This is a genomic window from Photorhabdus sp. RM96S (assembly GCF_042879335.1).
In the GTDB taxonomy this organism is placed as follows: Bacteria; Pseudomonadota; Gammaproteobacteria; order Enterobacterales; family Enterobacteriaceae; genus Photorhabdus; species Photorhabdus kayaii.
This window is the reverse complement of record NZ_JBHFKT010000027.1, coordinates 13,564-34,205: the sequence shown is the minus strand read 5'-3', so window position 1 is coordinate 34,205 and position 20,642 is coordinate 13,564. Positions and strand designations below refer to the sequence as shown.

Here is a 20,642-nt window from a genome sequence, read left to right as displayed (position 1 = left end):
AAATTACTCAAAGAATGGAAAAAATACCGGGTGATGCTTAATCGGGTTGATACTTCGAAAGCACCTGAAATTGACTGGTCAATTCCACCCTTATCGTAATTAACAAAAAGACCGGGATTCAGGTAGAACCCGGTCTTAATCATTTTATTGATTCAGGTATTTTGTAGTTATTCAACACCAATAATCATTAAAATATTAAACCAATTCAGTCATACCACATAATTTCTCCAAGGAATAAATGAGACTTTATTAATGCAAATAGTTTAGATACATTTCAGATTACAAAAAATTAACATATTTATTACCAACAATTATATAAAAATAGTTAACCCTATAAGTTATAAGAGTATTCCATTATTCTTTTTTCTAACTAAACTATAGCTGGCGTGAATAGGGAAAAATTATTTTTATAAAAATTCACCACATTGATTATAAAATACACTGCTTAATTGGAGAAAAATATATGAGTCAAAAGAATGATTTTAAGGCTTTTTCTATTAGTGAAAATGCAAATATAATGACCCAAGAAACATATGAAAAAGAACAAAAATTACAAACTGGGTTTCCAACAGCAGATATTACCCCTGAACTATTAAATAAAGCATTACGTCAGTCGTCAACCATATCCACTGTCGTCGCTAATTTTATCGCAACACAATCTGGCGAAGATGTTCTGGATAATGGGGATATAGACAAACTCACCACCCAATTCAAGAAATCCTTAGAACAAAAAAACACAACAGAAACTCCCGATGCCTCATTAACAGAAAAAGGAGTTATTCAGCTCACAGACCAAATAGGCAACAGTAATACACTCGCTTCAACTCAGAAGCTTGTTTCTGATGTAAATGATAATGCTAATAATCGACTGGCAAAAGACCAAAACGGCGCAGACATTCCTGATAAAGCTGCATTTATAAAGAACCTTGGTTTATCCGATTCAACAAATATAACGATAGGGAATGGTGAAAATCAAGTGCCTAATATGTCGTTTTTCACCTCTAGCCTGAATCAGGTCGGATGGCAAAAATTACCTTCGGGCTTAATTGAAATGTGGGGAATAGCATCAGTTAAAGGCAATGCTTATGCCGAAGCTGGTGCTTTAAATAACTTTCCAATCCCATTCCCGAATAAATGTCTCAACGTCACGTTAACTCACGTTGGTAACGCCCCTCAACATGCTGGCACATTTTCAATAATGACAGTCAATAATACCCAATTCCAATGTTTTAGCAGTATTCCAAATTTACAAGTTCCTGTAGCCGCATTTTATAGAGCAATAGGGTATTAATATGAACGATAAAAACTATGTATTTAGCGCATTAAATAAAGCATTTTATCCACTATTATTACAGCAGGATTATATTGCAGCAAGCTCATGGCCAAACGATCCCATATCTGTAACTGATGGCATATTCAATAAGTTCTCGGGAATACCTCCCGCCGGAAAAATACTTTCCTGTGGCGAAGAGGGTCTTCCTTGTTGGGAAGACACTCCACCACCAACAAAAGAGGAATTAATATCCATAGCGGAAAGCCAAAGAACGCAATTTATATCTCACGCGAATGAAAAAATAACCCCACTTTCCGATGCTATAGAACTTGATATAGCAACAGATGAAGAAATACTATTACTCAAAGAATGGAAAAAATACCGCGTCATGCTTAATCGGGTTGATACGTCAAAAGCACCGGAAATTGACTGGCCTATTTCACCATTATTGTAACTAATAAAAGACCGGGATCAGGATGGTGCCCGGTCTTTATCACTCTATTCATTCTGGTATTTTAGTTATGCAATATCAAGAACCATTGAAATATCAACCCAATCCAGTAATATCATATACTTTTCCCCGGAGAATAATGACTCATTATTATTCCTTCTGCTCACCCTGACAAGCTTTTATGATTTAAATATATTTTCACCATCCTATTTATCAATATCAGGTTATTTGATTGAAAAATTAAACCAATTATCATCAACTACACATAAATAGTTAATCGCCTAAGTTATAAAAGTATTTCATTATTATTTTTCCGAACTAGACTATGAATTTCTTAAAGTTATCTTTATAACAATTCAATATTATTAATTATAGAACACACTATTTAATTTGAGGAAAAAACATGAGCCAAAAAAATGATTTTAAGGCTTTTTCTATTAGTAACAATGCTAATGTTGTGAGCCAAGAAAAATATGAAGAGAACGAGAGTTTAAATACTGGATTTCCACCAGAAAGTATTACTACTCATGTATTAAATAAAGCATTACGTCAGTCATCAACAATATCCTCTGTTGTAGCTGATTTTATTGCGGCAGAATCTGGCAGTGATGTTTTGGATGATGGTAATATAACCAAACTCACTACCCAATTAAATAAAGCGTTAGAACAAAAAATTATAACTAAAATTTCCAACTCCGCATTAGAAAAAGCAAAAAACGGGGCAGATATTCCCAATAAAAATGAGTTTGTGAAAAATCTCGGTTTATTGGAATTATTATTGGCAGGTACTCCTTTGTTTACACAAGGGAATAATTTCATGACTTTTAAAATTCCATTTTTGAGTGGATTAAAGAGAAAATATATCTTATTCCAATCTGTATATGTAATAGCTCCAAATTTAGCTAACGAGGGAAAATTCACTATCACATACCCAATTGCATACTCTTATGAACCTCATGCTATACTTTCCAGCATGGGAGGATATATCAGTGGAGGTAACTATGGTGAAGGAGCTGATATATTAAAAATCAATAAAGAAAACCTAGTAATAGTATCACATTGGCAATCTCGCAGTGCAAGCTTTCCTCCTGTACGCATATTTGTAGTAGGGATATCAGATAACTAACTTTGTTAACTATCTAAAATTTTATAATTATTTTGATAAAGCCCCAGAAATTAGCTGGCCAATTGCACCATTATCGTAATTCACAAAAAGACCGGGATTCAGACTGAATCCCGGTCTTAATCATTTTCTTATTACTAATACTACAACAGCCATAAATATTTTGTTATTATTCGAGCTGTTCTTCCTCAAAAGAATGAAAAAAAAATATAAAGTGAAAAATAAGTTAATATATTAAAATGTCATTATTAATCAAAAAAAGCTGTATCAATTGTGATATGTGTGAACCCGAATGTCCCAATCAGGCGATATCAATGGGAGATGAAATTTATGAGATTGATGCCAACCGTTGCACCGAATGCATCGGTCATTATGATGCACCAACCTGTCAATCAGTCTGTCCGATAAATAATACCATTATCACCGATCCAAACCGACAAGAAACAGAAGAACAACTATGGGATAAATTTGTATTACTACATCATGCAGATAAAATCTGAAATCAGCGCTCAAGAATAACGGTCGCACAGGCATAGCGGCGCTCATCAGCCAATGTCACATGTAAAGAGGTCGCCCCCAATTGCTGAGCTAACGCTGCGGCCGCACCATAAAGTCGCAAAATCGGTTTTCCCAGTGCATCATTGACCACTTCAAACTGGTTAAATGCCAGCCCATTACGGATACCCGTTCCTAATGCCTTTGCTGCGGCTTCTTTTACCGCAAAGCGTTTAGCCAAAAAACGAACCGGTTTTTCATGTTGCTGATATTGTTCCCATTCGAATTCACTGAGAATGCGTTTTGCCAAGCGCTCACCTGAGCGCTCGACGACCCCTTCAATACGGGCAATTTCAACAATATCTGTACCTAACCCAATAATAGCCATTAACGGCGAGCTTTCCGCATTTGGGTTTTCATATCCGCCACAGCAGCAGTCAAGCCACTGAATACCGCACGTCCAATAATGGCATGACCAATATTCAACTCATAAATCTCTGGCAGAGCAACAATACGTTGTACATTATGATACGTCAGCCCATGACCCGCATTAACCGTTAGACCTTTACTCGCTGCATAAGTCGCGGCTGCTTTAATACGATGAAACTCTTTTTCCTGTTCTACTTCACTTTCTGCATCGGCATAAGCACCAGTATGAATTTCAATGAAAGGTGCGCCAACTTCACTAGCCGCATCAATTTGTCGATGTTCCGCATCAATAAATAACGAGACAAGAATACCCGCATCAGATAGACGCTTAACCGCCGCAGCAACTTTATCTTTCTGACCAATAACATCTAAGCCCCCTTCTGTTGTCACTTCCTGCCGTTTTTCAGGCACCAAACAGCAAAATTCAGGTTTAATACGACAGGCAATATCCACCATTTCATCTGTCACGGCCATCTCAAGGTTCATCCGAGTCTGGATAGTTTTTTTCAACAGTTCTACATCCCGATCGGTAATATGACGGCGATCTTCACGCAAATGAATGGTAATTCCATCGGCTCCCGCCTGTTCCGCAACAAAAGCCGCTTGAACCGGATCAGGATAATTGGTACCACGGGCATTGCGCACTGTCGCAATGTGATCGATATTAACGCCTAATAATACTTCAGCCATATTTATCTCCTGTATACCCGTCATCTTTCAAGTTGCTTCTTTGTTGGCTGCACTCACTCACCCCGGTCACATAGTTCTCTATGCTCCCAGGGATTCGCTCCCTTGCCGCCGCGATGCATCTTGAAATCCATAGGGTATAGTCATATTAGAATATGACAAGTTTACACTTTCCATCTTGAAGAGAAACAAATTCATTAGTTTTCTTTCTTTTCAGGCTTCCGATGTACAAACTGCCGAAATAATTCACGACTTTTCAAAGGCTTGCCACCGAGATAAGGTTTTAATGCAATACGCGTGAAACGCTTTGCTGCCTTTAATGTCGTAGAATCAGGGAATTCACGAGTTGCCAGTGATTTTAATTCGCGCCCGGTAAAACTGTAATGATCAACAACCAAGCTAGCGATAAATCCTTTTTCTTCTCTATAACGGTAGGTCATCGTGTCAGCGACAGGTTCACCACTGCCCGCACAATGCAGATAATCAACGCCATAACCAAGATTTGCCAGCAACGCCAGTTCAAACCGACGTAATGCATGTTCCGGTGTATATTCACTGGCAGCAAGAACCTGCAAACATTGGAGATAATCAAAGAATAAGGCGGGGTAAGCCGTTCCCTGTTCAAGCACTCTTGACAACAATTCATTGATATATAAACCGCTGTACAATACGTTGCCAGTAAGAGGAAGGGCCAGAGAGATAGGATCTGCATCACGCAGCGTTTTAATTGCCCCCCGCCCACTCCAACGAACCAGCAATGGGGTAAAGGGCTGCAAGCAGCCTTTCAAATTGGAACGACGGCTACGCGCACCTTTTGCCAACACGCTAATCCGCCCTTCATTTTCAGTAAACAGATCCAGTAACAGACTCGTTTCACTGTAAGGACGCCCATGAAGAACAAAAACACGTTGCCAACCGTCCACAGGGATGCCTTATTTCAAATCATCGACGTAACCCAAGCTACGTAATGCTCGCTCATCATCAGCCCAACCCGCTTTAACTTTAACCCACAGTTCTAAGTGGATTTTTGCATCAAACAGCCTTTCCATATCCTGACGGGCTTCAATGCCAATGGTCTTGATTTTACTGCCTTTATTACCAATGACCATTTTCTTCTGACCTTCACGCTCAACCAGAATCAAACCATGGATATTGTAACCACCGCGCTCATTCGCCACGAACTGCTCAATTTCAACCGTGACAGAATATGGCAATTCCTCACCAAGAAAACGCATAAGCTTTTCTCGAATAATTTCAGAAGCCATAAACCGCTGAGAACGGTCAGTAATGTAATCTTCTGGAAAATGGTGAGTCGCTTTCGGTATATATCCGCGCACAATTTTGGCAATCGTATCAACATTCATGCCTTTTTCAGCGCTCATTGGAACAACATCAAGAAAACTCATCTGTTTACTGAGAAAACCAATATGTGGCAATAAGCTGGTTTTATCGGCCACGTTATCCACTTTATTGATAGCCAGCAAAACCGGACAATGCAGATTGCGCAGTTTGTTCAGTACCATCTCGTCATCCGGGGTCCAATGAGTCCCTTCGACAACAAAAATAACCAACTCCACATCACCAATAGAACTGCTGGCTGCCCGGTTCATCAACCGGTTAATTGCCCGTTTTTCTTCAATATGCAATCCCGGTGTATCCACATAAATAGCCTGATAAGCACCTTCAGTATGGATACCCATAATACGGTGACGGGTCGTCTGCGGTTTACGAGAAGTGATAGATATTTTCTGACCTAAAAGCTGATTTAGCAGCGTGGATTTCCCCACATTAGGCCGTCCAACTATTGCCACGAATCCGCAATAGGTTTCTTGTTCGCTCATTCAAGCTCCAATTGTTTTAATGCTTGCTCAGCCGCTGCCTGTTCCGCTTTGCGACGGCTGGAGCCTGTTCCTTTAACCGGCTGTTCAATACCGCTCACTTGACAGTGAATAGTAAATTCTTGATCGTGAGCTTCACCACGAACCATAACAACCAGATATGACGGCAGAGGCAGATGATGCCCTTGCAAATATTCCTGTAAACGGGTTTTCGGATCTTTCTGTTTGTCGCCAGGGCTGATTTCATTCAGACGGGTTTCGTACCATCTCAGAATAATTCTTTCAATAGTCTGGATATCACTATCAAGGAAAATAGCACCAATCAGCGCTTCAACCGTATCAGCCAGTATTGATTCACGGCGGTAACCGCCGCTTTTCAGTTCCCCCGGCCCCAAACGAAGGCATTCACCTAATTCAAATTCCCTTGCCAACTCAGCCAGCGTATTACCACGCACCAATGTAGCACGCATGCGGCTCATATCCCCCTCATCAATACGAGGAAAGCGATGATACAACGCATTGGCAATAACAAAACTCAGGATTGAGTCACCAAGAAATTCCAGCCGTTCGTTATGTTTACTGCTGGCACTACGATGAGTTAACGCTTGTATCAGCAAATCATGCTGATCAAAAGTGTACCCCAGCTTACGCTGCAATCTGTTAATTACGATGGGATTCATGTGCTACCAATATCGGTCAGAATTCGTCAAATAAAAACGCACACGCAACAGACCTGTAACAGGAACCCCTGACAAAACTGTTGCGTTTGCACTGGCTCCTTATAGGAGCCAGTTATTAAGTTTGAAAGGACATTCTACACCGCGAGTAAAATTAATGCTTCGCTAATATAAAAATATTAATTAATTCCACCAATACGGCTGAAGCGAACTCCGGTAGGCCATTCCCCTTCCTGTTTTTCAAAACTCATCCAGATGGCGGAAGCGCGACCGACCAAATTCTTTTCAGGGACAAAGCCCCATGCACGGCTATCAGCGCTATTATCACGGTTATCACCCATCATAAAATAGTGGCCTTCGGGCACAATCCACATTCCCTCTGGCAAGCCAGGTTGACGGAAATTAGGTACCGATAGTACACCGGGAATCTCCAAAATATGGTGAGTTACCGCGCCCAAATTCTCAATTCGTTCACCCTGCCGCATACTGTAAGGCGGCAACGTTTCTTCAACAGGGATTTGGAAAACACCTACCTTTCTCAAACTTTCACCCTTGGAATCGACACCATACTGCTGCATTGTCCATTCACTTGGGAATAGTGAACCGTAAGAAACCGGTAATTCTTCCTGACAATTCCCTGTTTTGCTGCAATTAGAAAAAATACGCAATTCTTTCTTTGCCGGATCATAAATAATTTTATCTCCCGGTAAACCAACCACCCGTTTAATGTAATCAAAACTGGGGTCCAACGGGTATTTAAATACAGCAACATCACCACGCTTTGGTTCGCCAGTCTTAATCAATGTCGTTTGAGTGATGGGATCTTTCAATCCGTATGAATATTTCTCTACCAGAATGAAATCACCAATCAATAAAGTTGGCATCATGGAACCCGATGGGATCTGAAAAGGCTCATAAACAAAAGAGCGCAGGATCAGAACCACGGCTAACACAGGAAAAATAGATGAACAGGTATCCACCCATGTTGGCTTGTTAATAGTCTCAGCCAGATGCTCCTGATCCATTGTACCTTCAGTCAGCTCCTGCAATCTGGCAAGTTTTTTCTTGCGCTCTGGTGCCCATTTGAAACGATCGATACACCAAATAATGCCGGTGACTAACGTTGCCAACGTTAGGATCAGGGCAAAAGTGTTAGCCATTTAGACTCCTTACAAGCTTATTAATTGTCTTTACCAACATGAAGAATGGCTAAGAAAGCTTCCTGCGGTAACTCAACGTTACCCACTTGTTTCATACGTTTCTTACCCTCTTTCTGTTTCTGCAATAGCTTTTTCTTACGGCTGACGTCACCACCATAACACTTCGCCAAGACGTTTTTACGCAATTGCTTCACTGTTGAGCGCGCAATAATATGATTACCAATCGCAGCCTGAATTGCGATATCGAACTGTTGACGAGGAATAAGTTCTTTCATCTTCTCCACCAGCTCCCGGCCACGGTACTGTGCATTGCCACGGTGAGTAATCAACGCCAATGCATCAACTCGTTCAGTATTAATCAATACATCCACACGAACCATATCAGATGACTGGAAACGAGTGAAATTATAATCCAGTGAAGCATAACCGCGAGAGGTAGATTTCAATCGATCGAAGAAGTCCAAAACCACTTCCGCCATCGGTATTTCGTAAGTCAGTGCAACCTGTTTACCGTGGTAAACCATGTTAGTTTGCACCCCGCGCTTCTCAACACATAAGGTAATGACGTTCCCCAAATACTCCTGAGGTAATAGCATATGGCACTCAGCAATTGGTTCACGTAACTCTTCAATATTATTCAGCGGTGGTAGTTTAGAAGGGCTATCCACATAGAGAATATCGCGGCTAGTTGTCTCCACTTCATACACAACCGTTGGGGCCGTTGTAATAAGGTCGAGATCATATTCACGTTCCAGACGCTCTTGAATAATCTCCATATGCAACAGGCCAAGGAAACCGCAACGGAAACCAAAACCCAACGCAGAAGAACTTTCTGGCTCATAAAATAGTGAAGCGTCATTCAGACTCAATTTACCTAATGCGTCACGGAACGCTTCATAGTCATCAGAACTGATAGGGAACAGCCCTGCATAAACCTGTGGCTTCACTTTTTTAAAGCCTGGAAGTGGTTTTTCCGCAGGTTGACGGGACAATGTCAAGGTATCCCCAACGGGTGCACCAAGAATGTCTTTAATTGCACAAACTAACCAGCCCACTTCGCCACAACCCAATACATCACGATCAACACGCTTAGGAGTGAAAATGCCAAGACGATCGGCGTTATATACCTGACCGGTACTCATCACCTTGATTTTATCACCCTTACGCAAGGTGCCGTTTTTAATCCGCACTAGGGAGACAACACCAAGGTAATTATCAAACCATGAGTCAATGATAAGAGCCTGTAATGGCGCATCAGGATCGCCTTCCGGAGCTGGAATCTCTTTAACCAAGCGCTCAATGACGTCTTGTACGCCGACGCCCGTTTTGGCCGAACAGCGCACTGCATCGGTAGCATCAATACCGACAATATCTTCGATCTCTTCCGCTACGCGCTCAGGCTCTGCCGCCGGCAAATCGATTTTATTTAGAACAGGAACAACTTCTAGATTCATATCCAACGCGGTATAACAGTTAGCCAGCGTCTGGGCTTCCACTCCCTGTCCAGCATCAACCACCAGCAATGCCCCTTCACAGGCAGCTAGTGAACGGGAAACTTCATATGAGAAATCAACGTGCCCCGGCGTATCGATAAAGTTTAATTGATAGAGTTGCCCATCATTCGCCTTGTAATCCAAGGTAACACTTTGGGCCTTAATGGTGATACCACGCTCACGCTCAAGATCCATAGAATCCAGTACTTGCTCTGCCATCTCACGATCTGTTAAGCCACCACAAATTTGAATAATACGGTCAGATAACGTCGACTTACCGTGGTCAATGTGAGCAATAATGGAGAAATTTCGTATTTGCTTCATTATAAGTATTTTTCTGCCTTGATATTTCTGAATCATTCGCCTATATGGACACACAGAGGGACATAAAGCGACGGTTTATTAGGTCGGCCACCGGCCTGAAAGGCTGTATTCTACATGCCAAATCTACGAAAACCTAGTCATGCATGCAGCTTTAAGGTATGAATCATTCAACGTTTTGGATAACTAAAATATACCCGTTATCTTTCAAGTTGCCTCTTTGTTGGCTGCACTCATTCACCCCGGCCACATCGTTCGCTATGTTCCCGGGGATTCGCTCCCTTGCCGTCGCGGCGCATCTTGAAATCCATAGGGTATAGATTTATTCCCGATGCTGAATGTGAATGGCATCAGGAGGCAAGCCGATTTGCAAAACGACAGGTTGATATTCCTGCCGATTATCCCAATAAGTGGCGATTCTACGGGCAAAGGAGAATCCTAACGCGCCTCCTAAAACACCGCCACAAAACACCCATAATTGATTGGTCACCCATAACTGAAAAAGCGCACCACCAAGGAATAGCCCAATAAGTGGAGTCAGATAAACCAACAACGCCGAACGCAGCAAGCTCCCTTCAGAGATCCCAACTTCCACTTTTTGCCCGGGTTGCAGCGGTTGTAAAATCTCAAGTTCAAGCTGATGTATGCCATCAGACCCTAATTTATTGAGTAAATAAGAACCACACGTTGCTCGCGCCTGACAACTGCCACAACCAGAAGAGGAACCATAACGTAATAATGCCCGCCCCTGTTGCCAGTGAATTACTGTTGCCCACTCTTTAACCATCAGTCAGCTCCTATAAATGCGACACCAGCGGCGATACGCTTGGCAGTTGCCAGTGGTAATTCACCAATAATTGTCACCTCATTTGCACCACGTATTGCACTATAAATCGTTCGAGGCCCACGACGGAGAGGATATTCCAACTTACCAGTTTTATCCGCATTAGTTACATTCACAGAAAAGCTAAATAAACCATCACTGAACATAATAGATTCAAGTGTGCCACTATTATTTGACAATTTACGACGGTTACGCGAAACCTCAACGAAACCAGCCGGCAACTTACCCACTTTCCAATTAAATACGACCTTCTCTAATGGTGGAATGACCAGCATTGGCGGCATATTTAAGCGAGTAATCACACTCATTGCATTATTGATATCCCCATCGATGGTAGAAGAAACAACCCTAAATTGTTCAAGCGCCTCACTATCACGATCAAGTAAGTCAATACGTAATGGTAAATGAGTTTCTTCGTCGATCAGTAAAATATAATTATAACGCACTTCATCTTTGGAGGTGATGCGTACAACCCTACAAGGCCTATCACCGATATGGGTACGACCAACGTCAATGAAATTGTAATATTTTTTCAACTGATTGAAGTCAGCAAAAATGACGGTCGGTAAATAATCAATAATATGATTACCACTAAGACTGAAAGCATCCAATCCAGGTTCAAAATAACTGATCTCATTACCACGCTGGACAACTTCCCTACGAGAACCATCCATCTGCATAATCTGAGCTATTGGAATACCATTTATAATAGCGTGGCGATAACGAACTGAGACAATAGCCTGCTGGTTGAGATTAATAAAAGCAAGCTCGTAAGTTAGAGACCGAGTGGCATTACCCATCTCCCGCAACAAAACCTCAGCACTGTTGAGCTGTGCCGAGGCTTGTAAAGGAGCAAGCAGGCCGCCCGCCAGCAAACAAACGGAGAACCAAATCTGTTTCATTACTGCTATTGTGTTCCTAAAGATTGCGTTCCTAAAGATTGCGTTCCGGGAACCGGAATAGCAACCTGTGGTGAAATTCCCCGTTCATCATTTTGCCTAAAATGCACACGGCGATCGAGTTCATATTGTTGCAGCATGATGTTAATACGTTTATTACGCTCCTGTATTTGAATGCGCGGATCATTGCCAAATATATCATCACCAGAAGGCACTCCCAAACTCACCGGAGAAGCCGATCCCATCATTGGCAAAGTGTTAAATGCAGGCGTATCAGATTGATATTCAAGATCCTCAGCACTATGGCTGTTGTACTGCTGTACACCAACCAATACTGCCAGCGAAACACAGGCTGCAACACTCACTTGAACCATTTGACTCACCCAAGGACGAAGCTTTTGCCAGAACGGCATTTTTTGCCAGCTCTCTGGTTGAGGCTGAGATTCAGGTATAGCCCCAGGGGTGAAATGAACCGACTCTTTTTCAAGTGCCAATGCAACCCGACTAGCAATATCCAGATGCAATACTTCCGTCACATCACCGCGCAATGTATCACGGATCAAGTGGTAATTTTCCCAGCGTTTCTGCATTACAGAATCTTTAGACAAAATACTAACGACTTCACTATCAAGAGTTTCGCCATCCATCAATGCGGAAAGTTTTTCTCTTTGCATGCCAAAGTACCTTTCAGTATTGTTCCACTATTTTTAATTTTAAATCAGTGGTTGAATTTTATCATCAATGGCTTCCCTTGCACGGAAGATGCGGGAACGAACCGTACCAACCGGACAATCCATAATGGTAGCTATTTCTTCATAGCTTAACCCATCTAATTCCCTCAGCGTTATTGCTATTCGCAAATCCTCGGGAAGAGATTCAATAGCTCGGAAAACCACCTGCCTTAATTCTTCTGACAACATTAAATTCTCAGGGTTCGAAATTTCTTTTAGTGCATTTGAAGTTTCATAATTTTCTGCGTCACTAGCATCCAAATCACTGGACGGCGGACGGCGCCCTTGAGAAACCAAATAATTCTTCGCAGTGTTTACTGCAATACGATACAACCAAGTATAAAAAGCACTATCGCCACGAAACGAAGCCAATGCACGATAGGCTTTAATAAATGCCTCCTGAGCAACGTCAGGAACATCACCCTGCGGAATATAGCGGGATAAAAGACTCGCCACTTTATGCTGATATCTGATTACCAGTAGGTTAAATGCCTTTTGATCACCTTTCTGCACTCGTTCAACCAGCATTTGATCCGTTAACTGCTCGCTCATTCGAGGTTAAATCTCCCGAAGCAAAGCTCCACATTGATATTTACTGAACCAACCATACTGTCCTATTCCTGAGCAAGCATGGCTTTGAGTAATAAAATTCTGCGAAGTTCAATTTTTGTCATCATTTTGTTGCAATCATAGCTTTGATCATATCTGATAGGCTAACATGATTTTTACCCATCTTCATTCATACATCATCAATTATGCAATCATTATTCTCTCAACATTACAGCGATGTACTTATTATTGGCAGCGGTGTCGCCGGCCTATCTCTAGCTTTACGGCTAGCCTCACAACATAAAGTCACTGTGCTAAGCAAGAGTATTCTTAGTGAAGGTGCATCCTATTACGCACAGGGTGGTATCGCCGCTGTATTTGATAAAACGGACAGTATCGCATCTCATGTTGAAGATACCCTTATCGCCGGAGCGGGGCTTTGCGATAAAAGTGCTGTTGAGTTTATCACCAGTAATGCCCGTCATTGCGTACAATGGTTGGTTGATCAAGGTGTTATGTTTGATACAGAAACCAGCGAAGATGGAGAAAAACAATATCATCTGACCCGTGAAGGTGGTCACAGCCATCGTCGCATTCTGCATCATGCAGATACAACCGGCAAAGAAGTAGAAATGACACTGGTTGATAAAGCGATGTCTCATCCGAATATCACGGTGAGAGAGCGCTGCAACGCGGTTGATTTAATTACTTCAAATAAAGCCCAGCTAGATGGTGATAATCGAGTCGTCGGCGCTTATATTTGGAACCGTCAGCAAGAACAGGTGGAAACTTATCGCGCTAAGGTTGTTGTACTGGCAACAGGCGGTGCAGCTAAAGTCTATCAATATACGACAAATCCCGATATCTCATCCGGTGATGGCATTGCAACGGCATGGCGCGCAGGCTGCCGTATCGCCAATCTGGAATTTAACCAGTTTCACCCGACCTGCCTGTTCCATCCACAGGCACGTAATTTCCTGCTGACAGAAGCTCTGCGAGGTGAAGGCGCATATCTGAAACGACCAGACGGCAGCCGCTTTATGCCCGATTTTGATGAACGCGCTGAACTAGCTCCTCGCGATATCGTAGCACGAGCAATTGACCATGAAATGAAACGCCTTGGTGCTGATTGCATGTTTCTGGATATCAGCCATAAACCAGCGGATTTCATTATCCAGCATTTTCCAATGATTTATAAAAAATTGCTGACACTGGGCTTTGATCTAACAAAAGAGCCGATTCCAATCGTTCCTGCCGCGCATTACACCTGCGGTGGTATTGTTGTCGATCATCAGGGACATACTGACCTCAACAACTTATATGCTATCGGTGAAGTCAGCTATACGGGTCTGCACGGTGCAAACCGTATGGCATCTAATTCTCTGCTGGAGTGTCTGGTGTATGGCTGGTCTGCGGCAGAGGATATCCAACAACAGATCGAAAAAATAGAAGAAGTGCCGCAACTCCCTTTCTGGGATGAGAGCCGTGTTGACAATTCAGATGAACAGGTCGTCATTCAGCACAACTGGCACGAATTACGTCTATTTATGTGGGATTACGTCGGCATTGTGCGTACAACCAAACGCCTGGAACGAGCACTGCGCCGTATTAATATGCTGCAACAGGAGATTCACGATTATTATTCCAATTTCAAGATTTCTAACAATCTGCTGGAATTACGAAATCTGGTGCAAGTCGCTGAATTAATCGTGCGTTGTGCGCTGGAAAGAAAAGAGAGCCGAGGTCTGCATTTCACACTGGATTACCCCGATTTACTGCCAGAATCAAAACCAACGATTTTGACGCCCTGATTTTTACTGGCAAAACTTCTGCATGACCACGCTCCGGCGTGGTTCTTTCCACAATTCATAAAATAATTCAATAATAGAGATAAAAATCCGTCACCAATTGCTGAAATGCTTGCGTGTATGCACCGTCTGGCTGACGAATAGTCAATTCGCTGATTAAACTGATTTTTTCCTGACGGGAAAATGCCAATAACATCCGATGCAACGGCTTGCCTTGCCTGTCGCGGATATTGACCCGATGATGAGAAAACCAACCCAAACGACATGCCATTGTTTCAAATTCCTCACCAATGGCATATGGCAATACCACACAAAACAGACCATCCGCTGTAATCAACGTCTCTGCATATTGTAATAATCGCTGGTGAGTCAGCGACCCCGTATAACGAGCCTGTTCCCTTGCCTCATTTCGACAAGCAACAGCCGGTTCAAAATAGGGGGGGTTACTGACAATTAAGTCATAACATTGCGAATACTGTTCAGCGAAATCACCAATATCCTGCTGATAAACATTTATTTTTTTCTGCCACGGAGATTGTTCTGCATTATCTTGCGCCTGCAATGCAGCCTCTGTATCCAATTCCACTGCATCAATTTTAGTATTTTCATCCGTACGCTGTGCTAGCATCAACGCAATGAGCCCACTGCCACAGCCAATATCTAAAATCGCTTTTTTGTCACTAACTGGAGCCCATGCTCCCAATAAAACGCCATCAGTTCCGACTTTCATTGCACACCGCTCATGACCAACAAAAAATTGCTTGAAAGTAAATCCATCCCGGCGTAAAAGTCGTTTCTGTTTCAAATTAATAACCTATACCCGTCATCTTTCAAGTTGCCTCTTTGTTGGCGGCACTCGCTCACCCCGGTCACATAGTTACCTATGCTCCCGGGGATTCTCTCCCTTGCCGTCGCGATGCATCTTGAAATCCATAGGGTATATATCTATTTAGCACAATAAATTTCGCCATAGGATAAAGGTTATTATGTTTCGGTAAAAGCTATCTACCTTAATTGACCGCTTTAATAGATGAACAATACGCCCAACCCGTTTATAATCGGCGGCCTAAACAGAGGTATATGATGACTGCAACAAACTTTTCTGAACTTGAGCTTGATGAACGCCTGCTTGACGCCCTGAATGATAAAGGTTATTCCCGCCCAACAGCCATTCAGGCTGCGGCTATTCCGGCAGCAATGGACGGGCGTAATGTACTAGGATCAGCGCCTACCGGTACCGGCAAAACCGCCGCTTACCTGCTGCCAGCTATGCAACATTTATTAGATTTTCCACGCAAGAAATCTGGACCACCACGCATTCTGATCCTGACGCCCACCCGTGAGCTAGCCATGCAAGTGGCAGATCAGGCAAAAGAATTCGCTGCACATACCAATTTGGATATCGCTACCATTACTGGCGGCGTAGCCTATATGAATCACGCAGAAATTTTCAGCGAAAATCAAGATATTGTCGTCGCCACTACAGGCCGTCTGCTGCAATATATCAAGGAAGAAAACTTTGATTGTCGGGCAGTTGAAACACTAATCCTTGATGAAGCCGATCGTATGCTGGATATGGGTTTTGCCAACGATATTGAAACCATAGCGGGTGAAACCCGTTGGCGCAAACAGACCATGCTATTCTCTGCTACTCTGGAAGGGGAAGCCATCCGTGATTTTGCTGAACGTTTACTGGAAGATCCAGTTGAAATTGATGCTGAACCATCACGCCGTGAACGCAAAAAAATCCAGCAATTTTACTACCGTGCAGATAATTTAGCACACAAAACAACCTTACTTTGCCATTTACTAAAACAACCCGATGTCACTAAATCCATTATTTTTGTTCGCAAACGTGAACGTGTACATGAACTTGTGGATGAATTGCATCAAGCCGGCATTAAAGCCCGATTCCTTGAAGGGGAAATGGTACAGGCTAAAAGGACGGAAGCGGTTAAGCGCCTGAATGATGGCAGTATCACTGTTCTGGTTGCAACAGATATTGCTGCCCGTGGATTGGATATTGATGATATCAGCCATGTTTTCAATTTTGATTTACCGCGCACCGCCGATATTTATCTACACCGTATTGGCCGGACAGCTCGTGCAGGTCGCAAAGGTACTGCAATTACCTTAGTGGAAGCGCATGATCATCCTTTATTAGGCAAAATCAGTCGCTATCTGGATGAACCACTCACGTCGCGGATTGTTGATGAACTTCGCCCAACAACCAAAGCACCAAGTGACAAAGCCCACAATAAGCCATCGAAAAAAGTATTGGCTAAACGCAAAGAGAAAAAGAAAGCGGAAGAATCGAAGAAAAAAGCTAAAATACGTCATCGAGATAGCAAAAATATCGGTAAACGCCGTAAACCTTCCGGTAATCCAAAACCAGAAGCGCCAACCAATAGCAATGCGTAAATCTTTAAACGGGCCGATTGGCCCGTTAATTATAATATACAGCTTCGCATAGTAAGATTATTCTGTGAGTAAATAATAGGCTCCGAGAAAATGTTTTTTTAAATCCAACATTCCGCACCCAATTCAGGAATGTCGGGTGATACTTTTCAAAATCTACCAACTTTATGTTTTGATTATCGCCCTGTTAAAGTGATAATCAAAGTATAAGGTAAAAAAACAGACGGCTGGGAGTGATTGATGATTATTTTTACCGTTCTACTATATTCAAAAAGTCGGAAAATATCTTCTTACAATCTCTCGTCCAATTTCTATTGCTAATACCGCGTTCGGACCAACATCCCGTTTGCCATTGAACATTCGTGTGAAATGCACACCAAGGAATGGAAAATCAGGATTAGGAACAGGATATAAATAAGTTCCCATAATTATGCTCCACCTCCAACCAGCCCTTGTGTACTAAGACATACAGCCTTTTCATCCAAGCAGTCCGTAGAATCAGTGAAATAGGCTACATAACCAATATTGCTTAAAAAGAAAATAAAAAGCATAGGTGTATCGGTATTATGGAAAGCTATTTATGCGTGAAGGCAATATAAATATAACACTTATCACAAGTTTATTTTTCCACCTTTAATTTAAATTAAAGTCAAACTCAAATAAATATGAACTGTTTTTTTGAGATAAAGATAAAAGATAATTTCAATAAGTGAACATTATTTAATGTTAATTACGAGTTATACTATTTATTTTTCATAAAAACACGCCACATCAGTAAATTAATTTAATTTTTCCCCTATTAGTCATAAATAAAGAAACATTTCCTCTAAAAAATAAATAATTTAATATTTTATACCAAGCAACTTACCATAATACTTATGTCTTTTTGTTTTTCCCGACTAGGCTGCCAGATACTGTCTCCATAAATTGCTTCACTTTTCATAATAATCACTACATATAACAACACGGATGATCACGATTAATGATTTCGCTTAATAAAACCAGGTAAAATATTATAACAATGTAGATATCATTTATCACGTAAGCTCACAGTGAGAAACAAAAACGTATTTAAGGAAATATATCCAGCAACTCTGGGTTTTAGACATTGTTTATTAAGGAAAATAAATTAATATATAATATTCATAAAATACGATAAAAACATGGTGATTTGTGAATTGATCCTAATGCTTCAACCCACAATTACTGATTTAATTTATTGATCTTTAAATGAAAAATAACGGGCCAAATAGCCCGTTTTTATCTTACTTCAAATAATATCGGCTGACTTGCTGAGCTTTCAGCCAATAATTGACTTCATCATATTCCGCTTGCATCTCACAGCTCCGCGCTTTTAGCGGTGTAAAATTAAGATACATCAGGAATGTTGATTGCTGCTTGTTTTGTAATTTAGGATCAGCGCCTGACTTCAACAATATCAGCACCAGTTCCGGCGAATTAATTTTGGCTGCAATATGTAACGGAGTATCTCCAATCCGATTAGCCTGATTAGGATTAGCACCGGCGGCCAACAGTAATTCAATCTGCATTTTTCTCCCTACCTGAACCGCAACATGTAAAGGTGTTGCTAAGGTTACGGGATGTATAATATTCACATCATGCGCGACTGATAATAAAGATTTAAGATAATCAGGATTGTTGATTTTTGCAGCCGTATGTAAAGCACTTTCTTGTTGCAACCCAGGTTGAGTAGGATCAGCTCCATCCCTCAGCAAATTATTAACATCATCCATTCGCTGATTGAATATCGCCCATTGTAACGGAGTTATATTTTCTTCACTCCGCTGACCATCTAGTTCCGATTCAGGCTCAATTACTTCATTAATTTTCATCACACTTCTCTTTAATTATGCGGAAATGCTCAGATCCGGTTCATTAAGCATGACTAGAGATTCTTCTTGCTGTTCATCATTTAAAGATGACCAAGGTTTGTATATCGTTAATAATTCCAGCACCTTTTCAAGAGAATGTGCTTTTAATCCACGTATCAGATTATTAGGAAAACCTTTGCCTGATTCTTCCGAATCATCATTATATTTCAGTAAGATTTTATGTCCTATTGGCTGAGATACCGGCAGTTTTTGTTGTAATGCATCAAGTAAATCATGCTCCACAACATAATGGCGTACCAATCCATTTTCAGCGATAGCCCTACCCTCTTGAGGTGAAAAACCCAAATTTTTCATCATATTGTCAGAAACACCAGCTGAATTAAATATTACCGCAGGCTTTCCAATTGATAATGCGGCTGTCGCGGCTAATCCACCTCCCAAAGAGTGCCCAGTAAATAACAAGTTTTCCCCAAATGCTATTCTGGCAGTGCGAGCTAAATCAATTGCTTGATGATATTGAGCTTCATCAAATCCAAAACCTTGCCGTAAATTAGTTAATATATCCTTCAAATCATTAGTGCCCACAAAAGCCACTATATAGAGATCGTCATTCCGATAAATACCTGCCTGAAAACCCGTTGTTTCATCCCTTAAATTTGCCGGCTCTATTCCTGCCTTTAATAATTCACCATCAGAAAGACGAACATAATCACCTATTCCCATCGTGGTGCGTATGTAGACATCATCAGAAATTAAAGTCAACATATAATCAATCTCATGAGATTGCTTACCTCTAATTTGCTCAGACTTAATTCCTGTGATTGACTTTAAATTAACGTTAATACTCTGCTCATTAATTAATGATTGATAGACTCTATTATTTTGTTTAGTTATTTCCGAGAGGGAAAAAATTTCAGTGGTCGCTTTTTCAATATTCTGGTCTGGAACAGAAGGCGGTGTAACAAGTTGAAGATTATTTAAAACGGGAAAACTTGAATCGACTGATAGATTCATTTCAATTGATAAACTCATAAAATTCCCCTAAGGATAGCTGAAAATAATCGACGATTTAATCAGTACAACTAATCTATCGGCAGGGAACGCCATTGGGTTAAACAAGTGTTTAAATTTTGTTAAAAATATTAATCAACTGTGATTCTTCTCGCTGATAACAGAGAAATTTCTACCTATTATTTGTCAATAAATAGCCAGAAAAGAGTCAAAGTGAACTGACTACTTACAACAAATACTGTTTTGGCTTCATATAATATTCAAACGATCCAGCTTATCCTTAACCACAATCTGGCCCTTCACGGTGTTAAATACCTTTAATCATTTCTATCTCTACGTTCGCACAATAAACCAAATTATCAATGAGTTATCTTGGTTATTTGGTCAAAACAATATGCCTCATTCCTATATACCCACACAAATGAGGATACTCATTGATTCAAAACAGTTAATTTCATATAGTTACTATAAAACATACTGCTACCTTACGTTTTAAATAAGTTTCTATAGCTAACCTCAAAGCAATTTTTTGGATAAACTTTCAAAAATACTTTACAACATTGAAATAGTTATCAAGAATTT

20 protein-coding genes and 2 pseudogenes are annotated in these 20,642 nt (G+C 41.2%); 7 read left to right on the top strand and 15 right to left on the bottom strand.

What is annotated here, in order from left to right:
* Positions 1 to 3: 3 nt before the first annotated feature.
* From ACGF49_RS16415 to ACGF49_RS16395, 5 genes and pseudogenes are all read left to right on the top strand, one after another.
* Positions 4 to 99 (top strand): annotated as a pseudogene (locus ACGF49_RS16415) (tail fiber assembly protein); the annotation flags it as partial.
* Between the two features lie 364 nt (positions 100 to 463).
* A complete protein-coding gene (locus tag ACGF49_RS16410) occupies positions 464 to 1,291 on the top strand; it encodes a phage tail protein (RefSeq protein WP_113043763.1) in 828 nt (275 codons plus the stop codon).
* Position 1,292: 1 nt separating this feature from the next.
* The gene (locus tag ACGF49_RS16405) at positions 1,293 to 1,727 is read left to right on the top strand and encodes a tail fiber assembly protein (protein WP_113043764.1); all 435 of its coding nucleotides are present in this window, start codon (positions 1,293 to 1,295) and stop codon (positions 1,725 to 1,727) included.
* A 400-nt stretch (positions 1,728 to 2,127) separates the two neighbouring features.
* Complete coding sequence (locus ACGF49_RS16400; RefSeq protein ID WP_228903157.1) at positions 2,128 to 2,850, top strand: hypothetical protein; 723 nt, start codon at positions 2,128 to 2,130, stop codon at positions 2,848 to 2,850.
* Positions 2,851 to 3,086: 236 nt separating this feature from the next.
* Positions 3,087 to 3,347 carry a YfhL family 4Fe-4S dicluster ferredoxin gene (locus ACGF49_RS16395; protein ID WP_112894492.1) on the top strand — a complete coding sequence of 87 codons (261 nt, stop codon included), beginning with the start codon at positions 3,087 to 3,089 and terminating at the stop codon, positions 3,345 to 3,347.
* A 2-nt stretch (positions 3,348 to 3,349) separates the two neighbouring features.
* On the opposite strand, the gene acpS is transcribed toward ACGF49_RS16395, so the two are convergent.
* The 11 genes from acpS to rpoE form a co-directional block, all read right to left on the bottom strand.
* Positions 3,350 to 3,730: a holo-ACP synthase gene (acpS, locus tag ACGF49_RS16390; RefSeq protein WP_112894491.1), complete on the bottom strand. Its 381-nt coding sequence runs from the start codon at positions 3,728 to 3,730 to the stop codon at positions 3,350 to 3,352.
* Positions 3,730 to 4,461 carry a pyridoxine 5'-phosphate synthase gene (pdxJ, locus tag ACGF49_RS16385; protein WP_113043765.1) on the bottom strand — a complete coding sequence of 244 codons (732 nt, stop codon included), beginning with the start codon at positions 4,459 to 4,461 and terminating at the stop codon, positions 3,730 to 3,732. The genes acpS and pdxJ overlap by 1 nt, the downstream gene beginning before the upstream one ends.
* Before the next feature lie 194 nt (positions 4,462 to 4,655).
* The gene (gene recO, locus ACGF49_RS16380) at positions 4,656 to 5,381 is read right to left on the bottom strand and encodes a DNA repair protein RecO (protein WP_113043766.1); all 726 of its coding nucleotides are present in this window, start codon (positions 5,379 to 5,381) and stop codon (positions 4,656 to 4,658) included.
* Between the two features lie 9 nt (positions 5,382 to 5,390).
* The gene (era, locus tag ACGF49_RS16375; RefSeq protein ID WP_271859570.1) at positions 5,391 to 6,299 is read right to left on the bottom strand and encodes a GTPase Era; all 909 of its coding nucleotides are present in this window, start codon (positions 6,297 to 6,299) and stop codon (positions 5,391 to 5,393) included.
* Positions 6,296 to 6,976, bottom strand: a complete 681-nt coding sequence (gene rnc, locus ACGF49_RS16370) for a ribonuclease III (RefSeq protein ID WP_113043768.1) — start codon at positions 6,974 to 6,976, stop codon at positions 6,296 to 6,298. The genes era and rnc overlap by 4 nt, the downstream gene beginning before the upstream one ends.
* A gap of 176 nt (positions 6,977 to 7,152) precedes the next feature.
* Positions 7,153 to 8,133, bottom strand: coding sequence for a signal peptidase I (gene lepB, locus ACGF49_RS16365; protein ID WP_113043769.1), 981 nt, complete (start codon positions 8,131 to 8,133; stop codon positions 7,153 to 7,155).
* Between the two features lie 20 nt (positions 8,134 to 8,153).
* Positions 8,154 to 9,950 (bottom strand): translation elongation factor 4, encoded by a 1,797-nt coding sequence (lepA, locus tag ACGF49_RS16360; RefSeq protein ID WP_113043778.1) that lies wholly within the window; start codon positions 9,948 to 9,950, stop codon positions 8,154 to 8,156.
* 319 nt (positions 9,951 to 10,269) lie between these two features.
* A complete protein-coding gene (gene rseC, locus ACGF49_RS16355) occupies positions 10,270 to 10,734 on the bottom strand; it encodes a SoxR-reducing system protein RseC (protein WP_113043770.1) in 465 nt (154 codons plus the stop codon).
* The gene (gene rseB / locus ACGF49_RS16350) at positions 10,734 to 11,693 is read right to left on the bottom strand and encodes a sigma-E factor regulatory protein RseB (protein ID WP_113043771.1); all 960 of its coding nucleotides are present in this window, start codon (positions 11,691 to 11,693) and stop codon (positions 10,734 to 10,736) included. The genes rseC and rseB overlap by 1 nt, the downstream gene beginning before the upstream one ends.
* Before the next feature lie 5 nt (positions 11,694 to 11,698).
* Positions 11,699 to 12,364, bottom strand: coding sequence for an anti-sigma-E factor RseA (gene rseA / locus ACGF49_RS16345; protein WP_387491887.1), 666 nt, complete (start codon positions 12,362 to 12,364; stop codon positions 11,699 to 11,701).
* Between the two features lie 39 nt (positions 12,365 to 12,403).
* Positions 12,404 to 12,973, bottom strand: coding sequence for an RNA polymerase sigma factor RpoE (gene rpoE / locus ACGF49_RS16340; protein WP_112876375.1), 570 nt, complete (start codon positions 12,971 to 12,973; stop codon positions 12,404 to 12,406).
* A 203-nt stretch (positions 12,974 to 13,176) separates the two neighbouring features.
* On the opposite strand from rpoE, the gene nadB reads away from it, so the two are divergent.
* Positions 13,177 to 14,781: an L-aspartate oxidase gene (gene nadB / locus ACGF49_RS16335; RefSeq protein WP_113043773.1), complete on the top strand. Its 1,605-nt coding sequence runs from the start codon at positions 13,177 to 13,179 to the stop codon at positions 14,779 to 14,781.
* A 67-nt stretch (positions 14,782 to 14,848) separates the two neighbouring features.
* On the opposite strand, the gene ACGF49_RS16330 is transcribed toward nadB, so the two are convergent.
* Complete coding sequence (locus ACGF49_RS16330; RefSeq protein ID WP_112894485.1) at positions 14,849 to 15,583, bottom strand: tRNA1(Val) (adenine(37)-N6)-methyltransferase; 735 nt, start codon at positions 15,581 to 15,583, stop codon at positions 14,849 to 14,851.
* Positions 15,584 to 15,861: 278 nt separating this feature from the next.
* Between ACGF49_RS16330 and srmB the strand changes: the two genes are divergently transcribed.
* Positions 15,862 to 17,199 (top strand): ATP-dependent RNA helicase SrmB, encoded by a 1,338-nt coding sequence (srmB, locus tag ACGF49_RS16325; RefSeq protein ID WP_262977596.1) that lies wholly within the window; start codon positions 15,862 to 15,864, stop codon positions 17,197 to 17,199.
* 306 nt (positions 17,200 to 17,505) lie between these two features.
* Here the strand turns inward: srmB and ACGF49_RS16320 are convergent.
* The 3 genes and pseudogenes from ACGF49_RS16320 to ACGF49_RS16310 all read right to left on the bottom strand — a co-directional run.
* A pseudogene (locus ACGF49_RS16320) lies at positions 17,506 to 17,607 on the bottom strand (hypothetical protein); the annotation flags it as partial.
* 854 nt (positions 17,608 to 18,461) lie between these two features.
* Positions 18,462 to 19,049: an ankyrin repeat domain-containing protein gene (locus tag ACGF49_RS16315; protein ID WP_113044327.1), complete on the bottom strand. Its 588-nt coding sequence runs from the start codon at positions 19,047 to 19,049 to the stop codon at positions 18,462 to 18,464.
* A gap of 15 nt (positions 19,050 to 19,064) precedes the next feature.
* Positions 19,065 to 20,081, bottom strand: coding sequence for a phospholipase (locus tag ACGF49_RS16310; protein ID WP_228901020.1), 1,017 nt, complete (start codon positions 20,079 to 20,081; stop codon positions 19,065 to 19,067).
* Positions 20,082 to 20,642 lie beyond the last annotated feature (561 nt).

Bases quoted from the DNA above. Each gene is read 5' to 3' on its own strand.
- rseC (WP_113043770.1), bottom strand. From the start codon at position 10,734: ATGGTTAAAGAGTGGGCAACAGTAATTCACTGGCAACAGGGGCGGGCA.
- rseB (WP_113043771.1), bottom strand. From the start codon at position 11,693: ATGAAACAGATTTGGTTCTCCGTTTGTTTGCTGGCGGGCGGCCTGCTT.
- nadB (WP_113043773.1), top strand. From the start codon at position 13,177: ATGCAATCATTATTCTCTCAACATTACAGCGATGTACTTATTATTGGC.
- ACGF49_RS16410 (WP_113043763.1), top strand. From the start codon at position 464: ATGAGTCAAAAGAATGATTTTAAGGCTTTTTCTATTAGTGAAAATGCA.
- srmB (WP_262977596.1), top strand. From the start codon at position 15,862: ATGACTGCAACAAACTTTTCTGAACTTGAGCTTGATGAACGCCTGCTT.
- era (WP_271859570.1), bottom strand. From the start codon at position 6,299: ATGAGCGAACAAGAAACCTATTGCGGATTCGTGGCAATAGTTGGACGG.
- pdxJ (WP_113043765.1), bottom strand. From the start codon at position 4,461: ATGGCTGAAGTATTATTAGGCGTTAATATCGATCACATTGCGACAGTG.
- ACGF49_RS16395 (WP_112894492.1), top strand. From the start codon at position 3,087: ATGTCATTATTAATCAAAAAAAGCTGTATCAATTGTGATATGTGTGAA.
- ACGF49_RS16310 (WP_228901020.1), bottom strand. From the start codon at position 20,081: ATGAGTTTATCAATTGAAATGAATCTATCAGTCGATTCAAGTTTTCCC.
- lepB (WP_113043769.1), bottom strand. From the start codon at position 8,133: ATGGCTAACACTTTTGCCCTGATCCTAACGTTGGCAACGTTAGTCACC.
- ACGF49_RS16315 (WP_113044327.1), bottom strand. From the start codon at position 19,049: ATGAAAATTAATGAAGTAATTGAGCCTGAATCGGAACTAGATGGTCAG.
- rnc (WP_113043768.1), bottom strand. From the start codon at position 6,976: ATGAATCCCATCGTAATTAACAGATTGCAGCGTAAGCTGGGGTACACT.
- lepA (WP_113043778.1), bottom strand. From the start codon at position 9,950: ATGAAGCAAATACGAAATTTCTCCATTATTGCTCACATTGACCACGGT.
- ACGF49_RS16400 (WP_228903157.1), top strand. From the start codon at position 2,128: ATGAGCCAAAAAAATGATTTTAAGGCTTTTTCTATTAGTAACAATGCT.
- ACGF49_RS16405 (WP_113043764.1), top strand. From the start codon at position 1,293: ATGAACGATAAAAACTATGTATTTAGCGCATTAAATAAAGCATTTTAT.
- rseA (WP_387491887.1), bottom strand. From the start codon at position 12,364: ATGCAAAGAGAAAAACTTTCCGCATTGATGGATGGCGAAACTCTTGAT.
- rpoE (WP_112876375.1), bottom strand. From the start codon at position 12,973: ATGAGCGAGCAGTTAACGGATCAAATGCTGGTTGAACGAGTGCAGAAA.
- acpS (WP_112894491.1), bottom strand. From the start codon at position 3,730: ATGGCTATTATTGGGTTAGGTACAGATATTGTTGAAATTGCCCGTATT.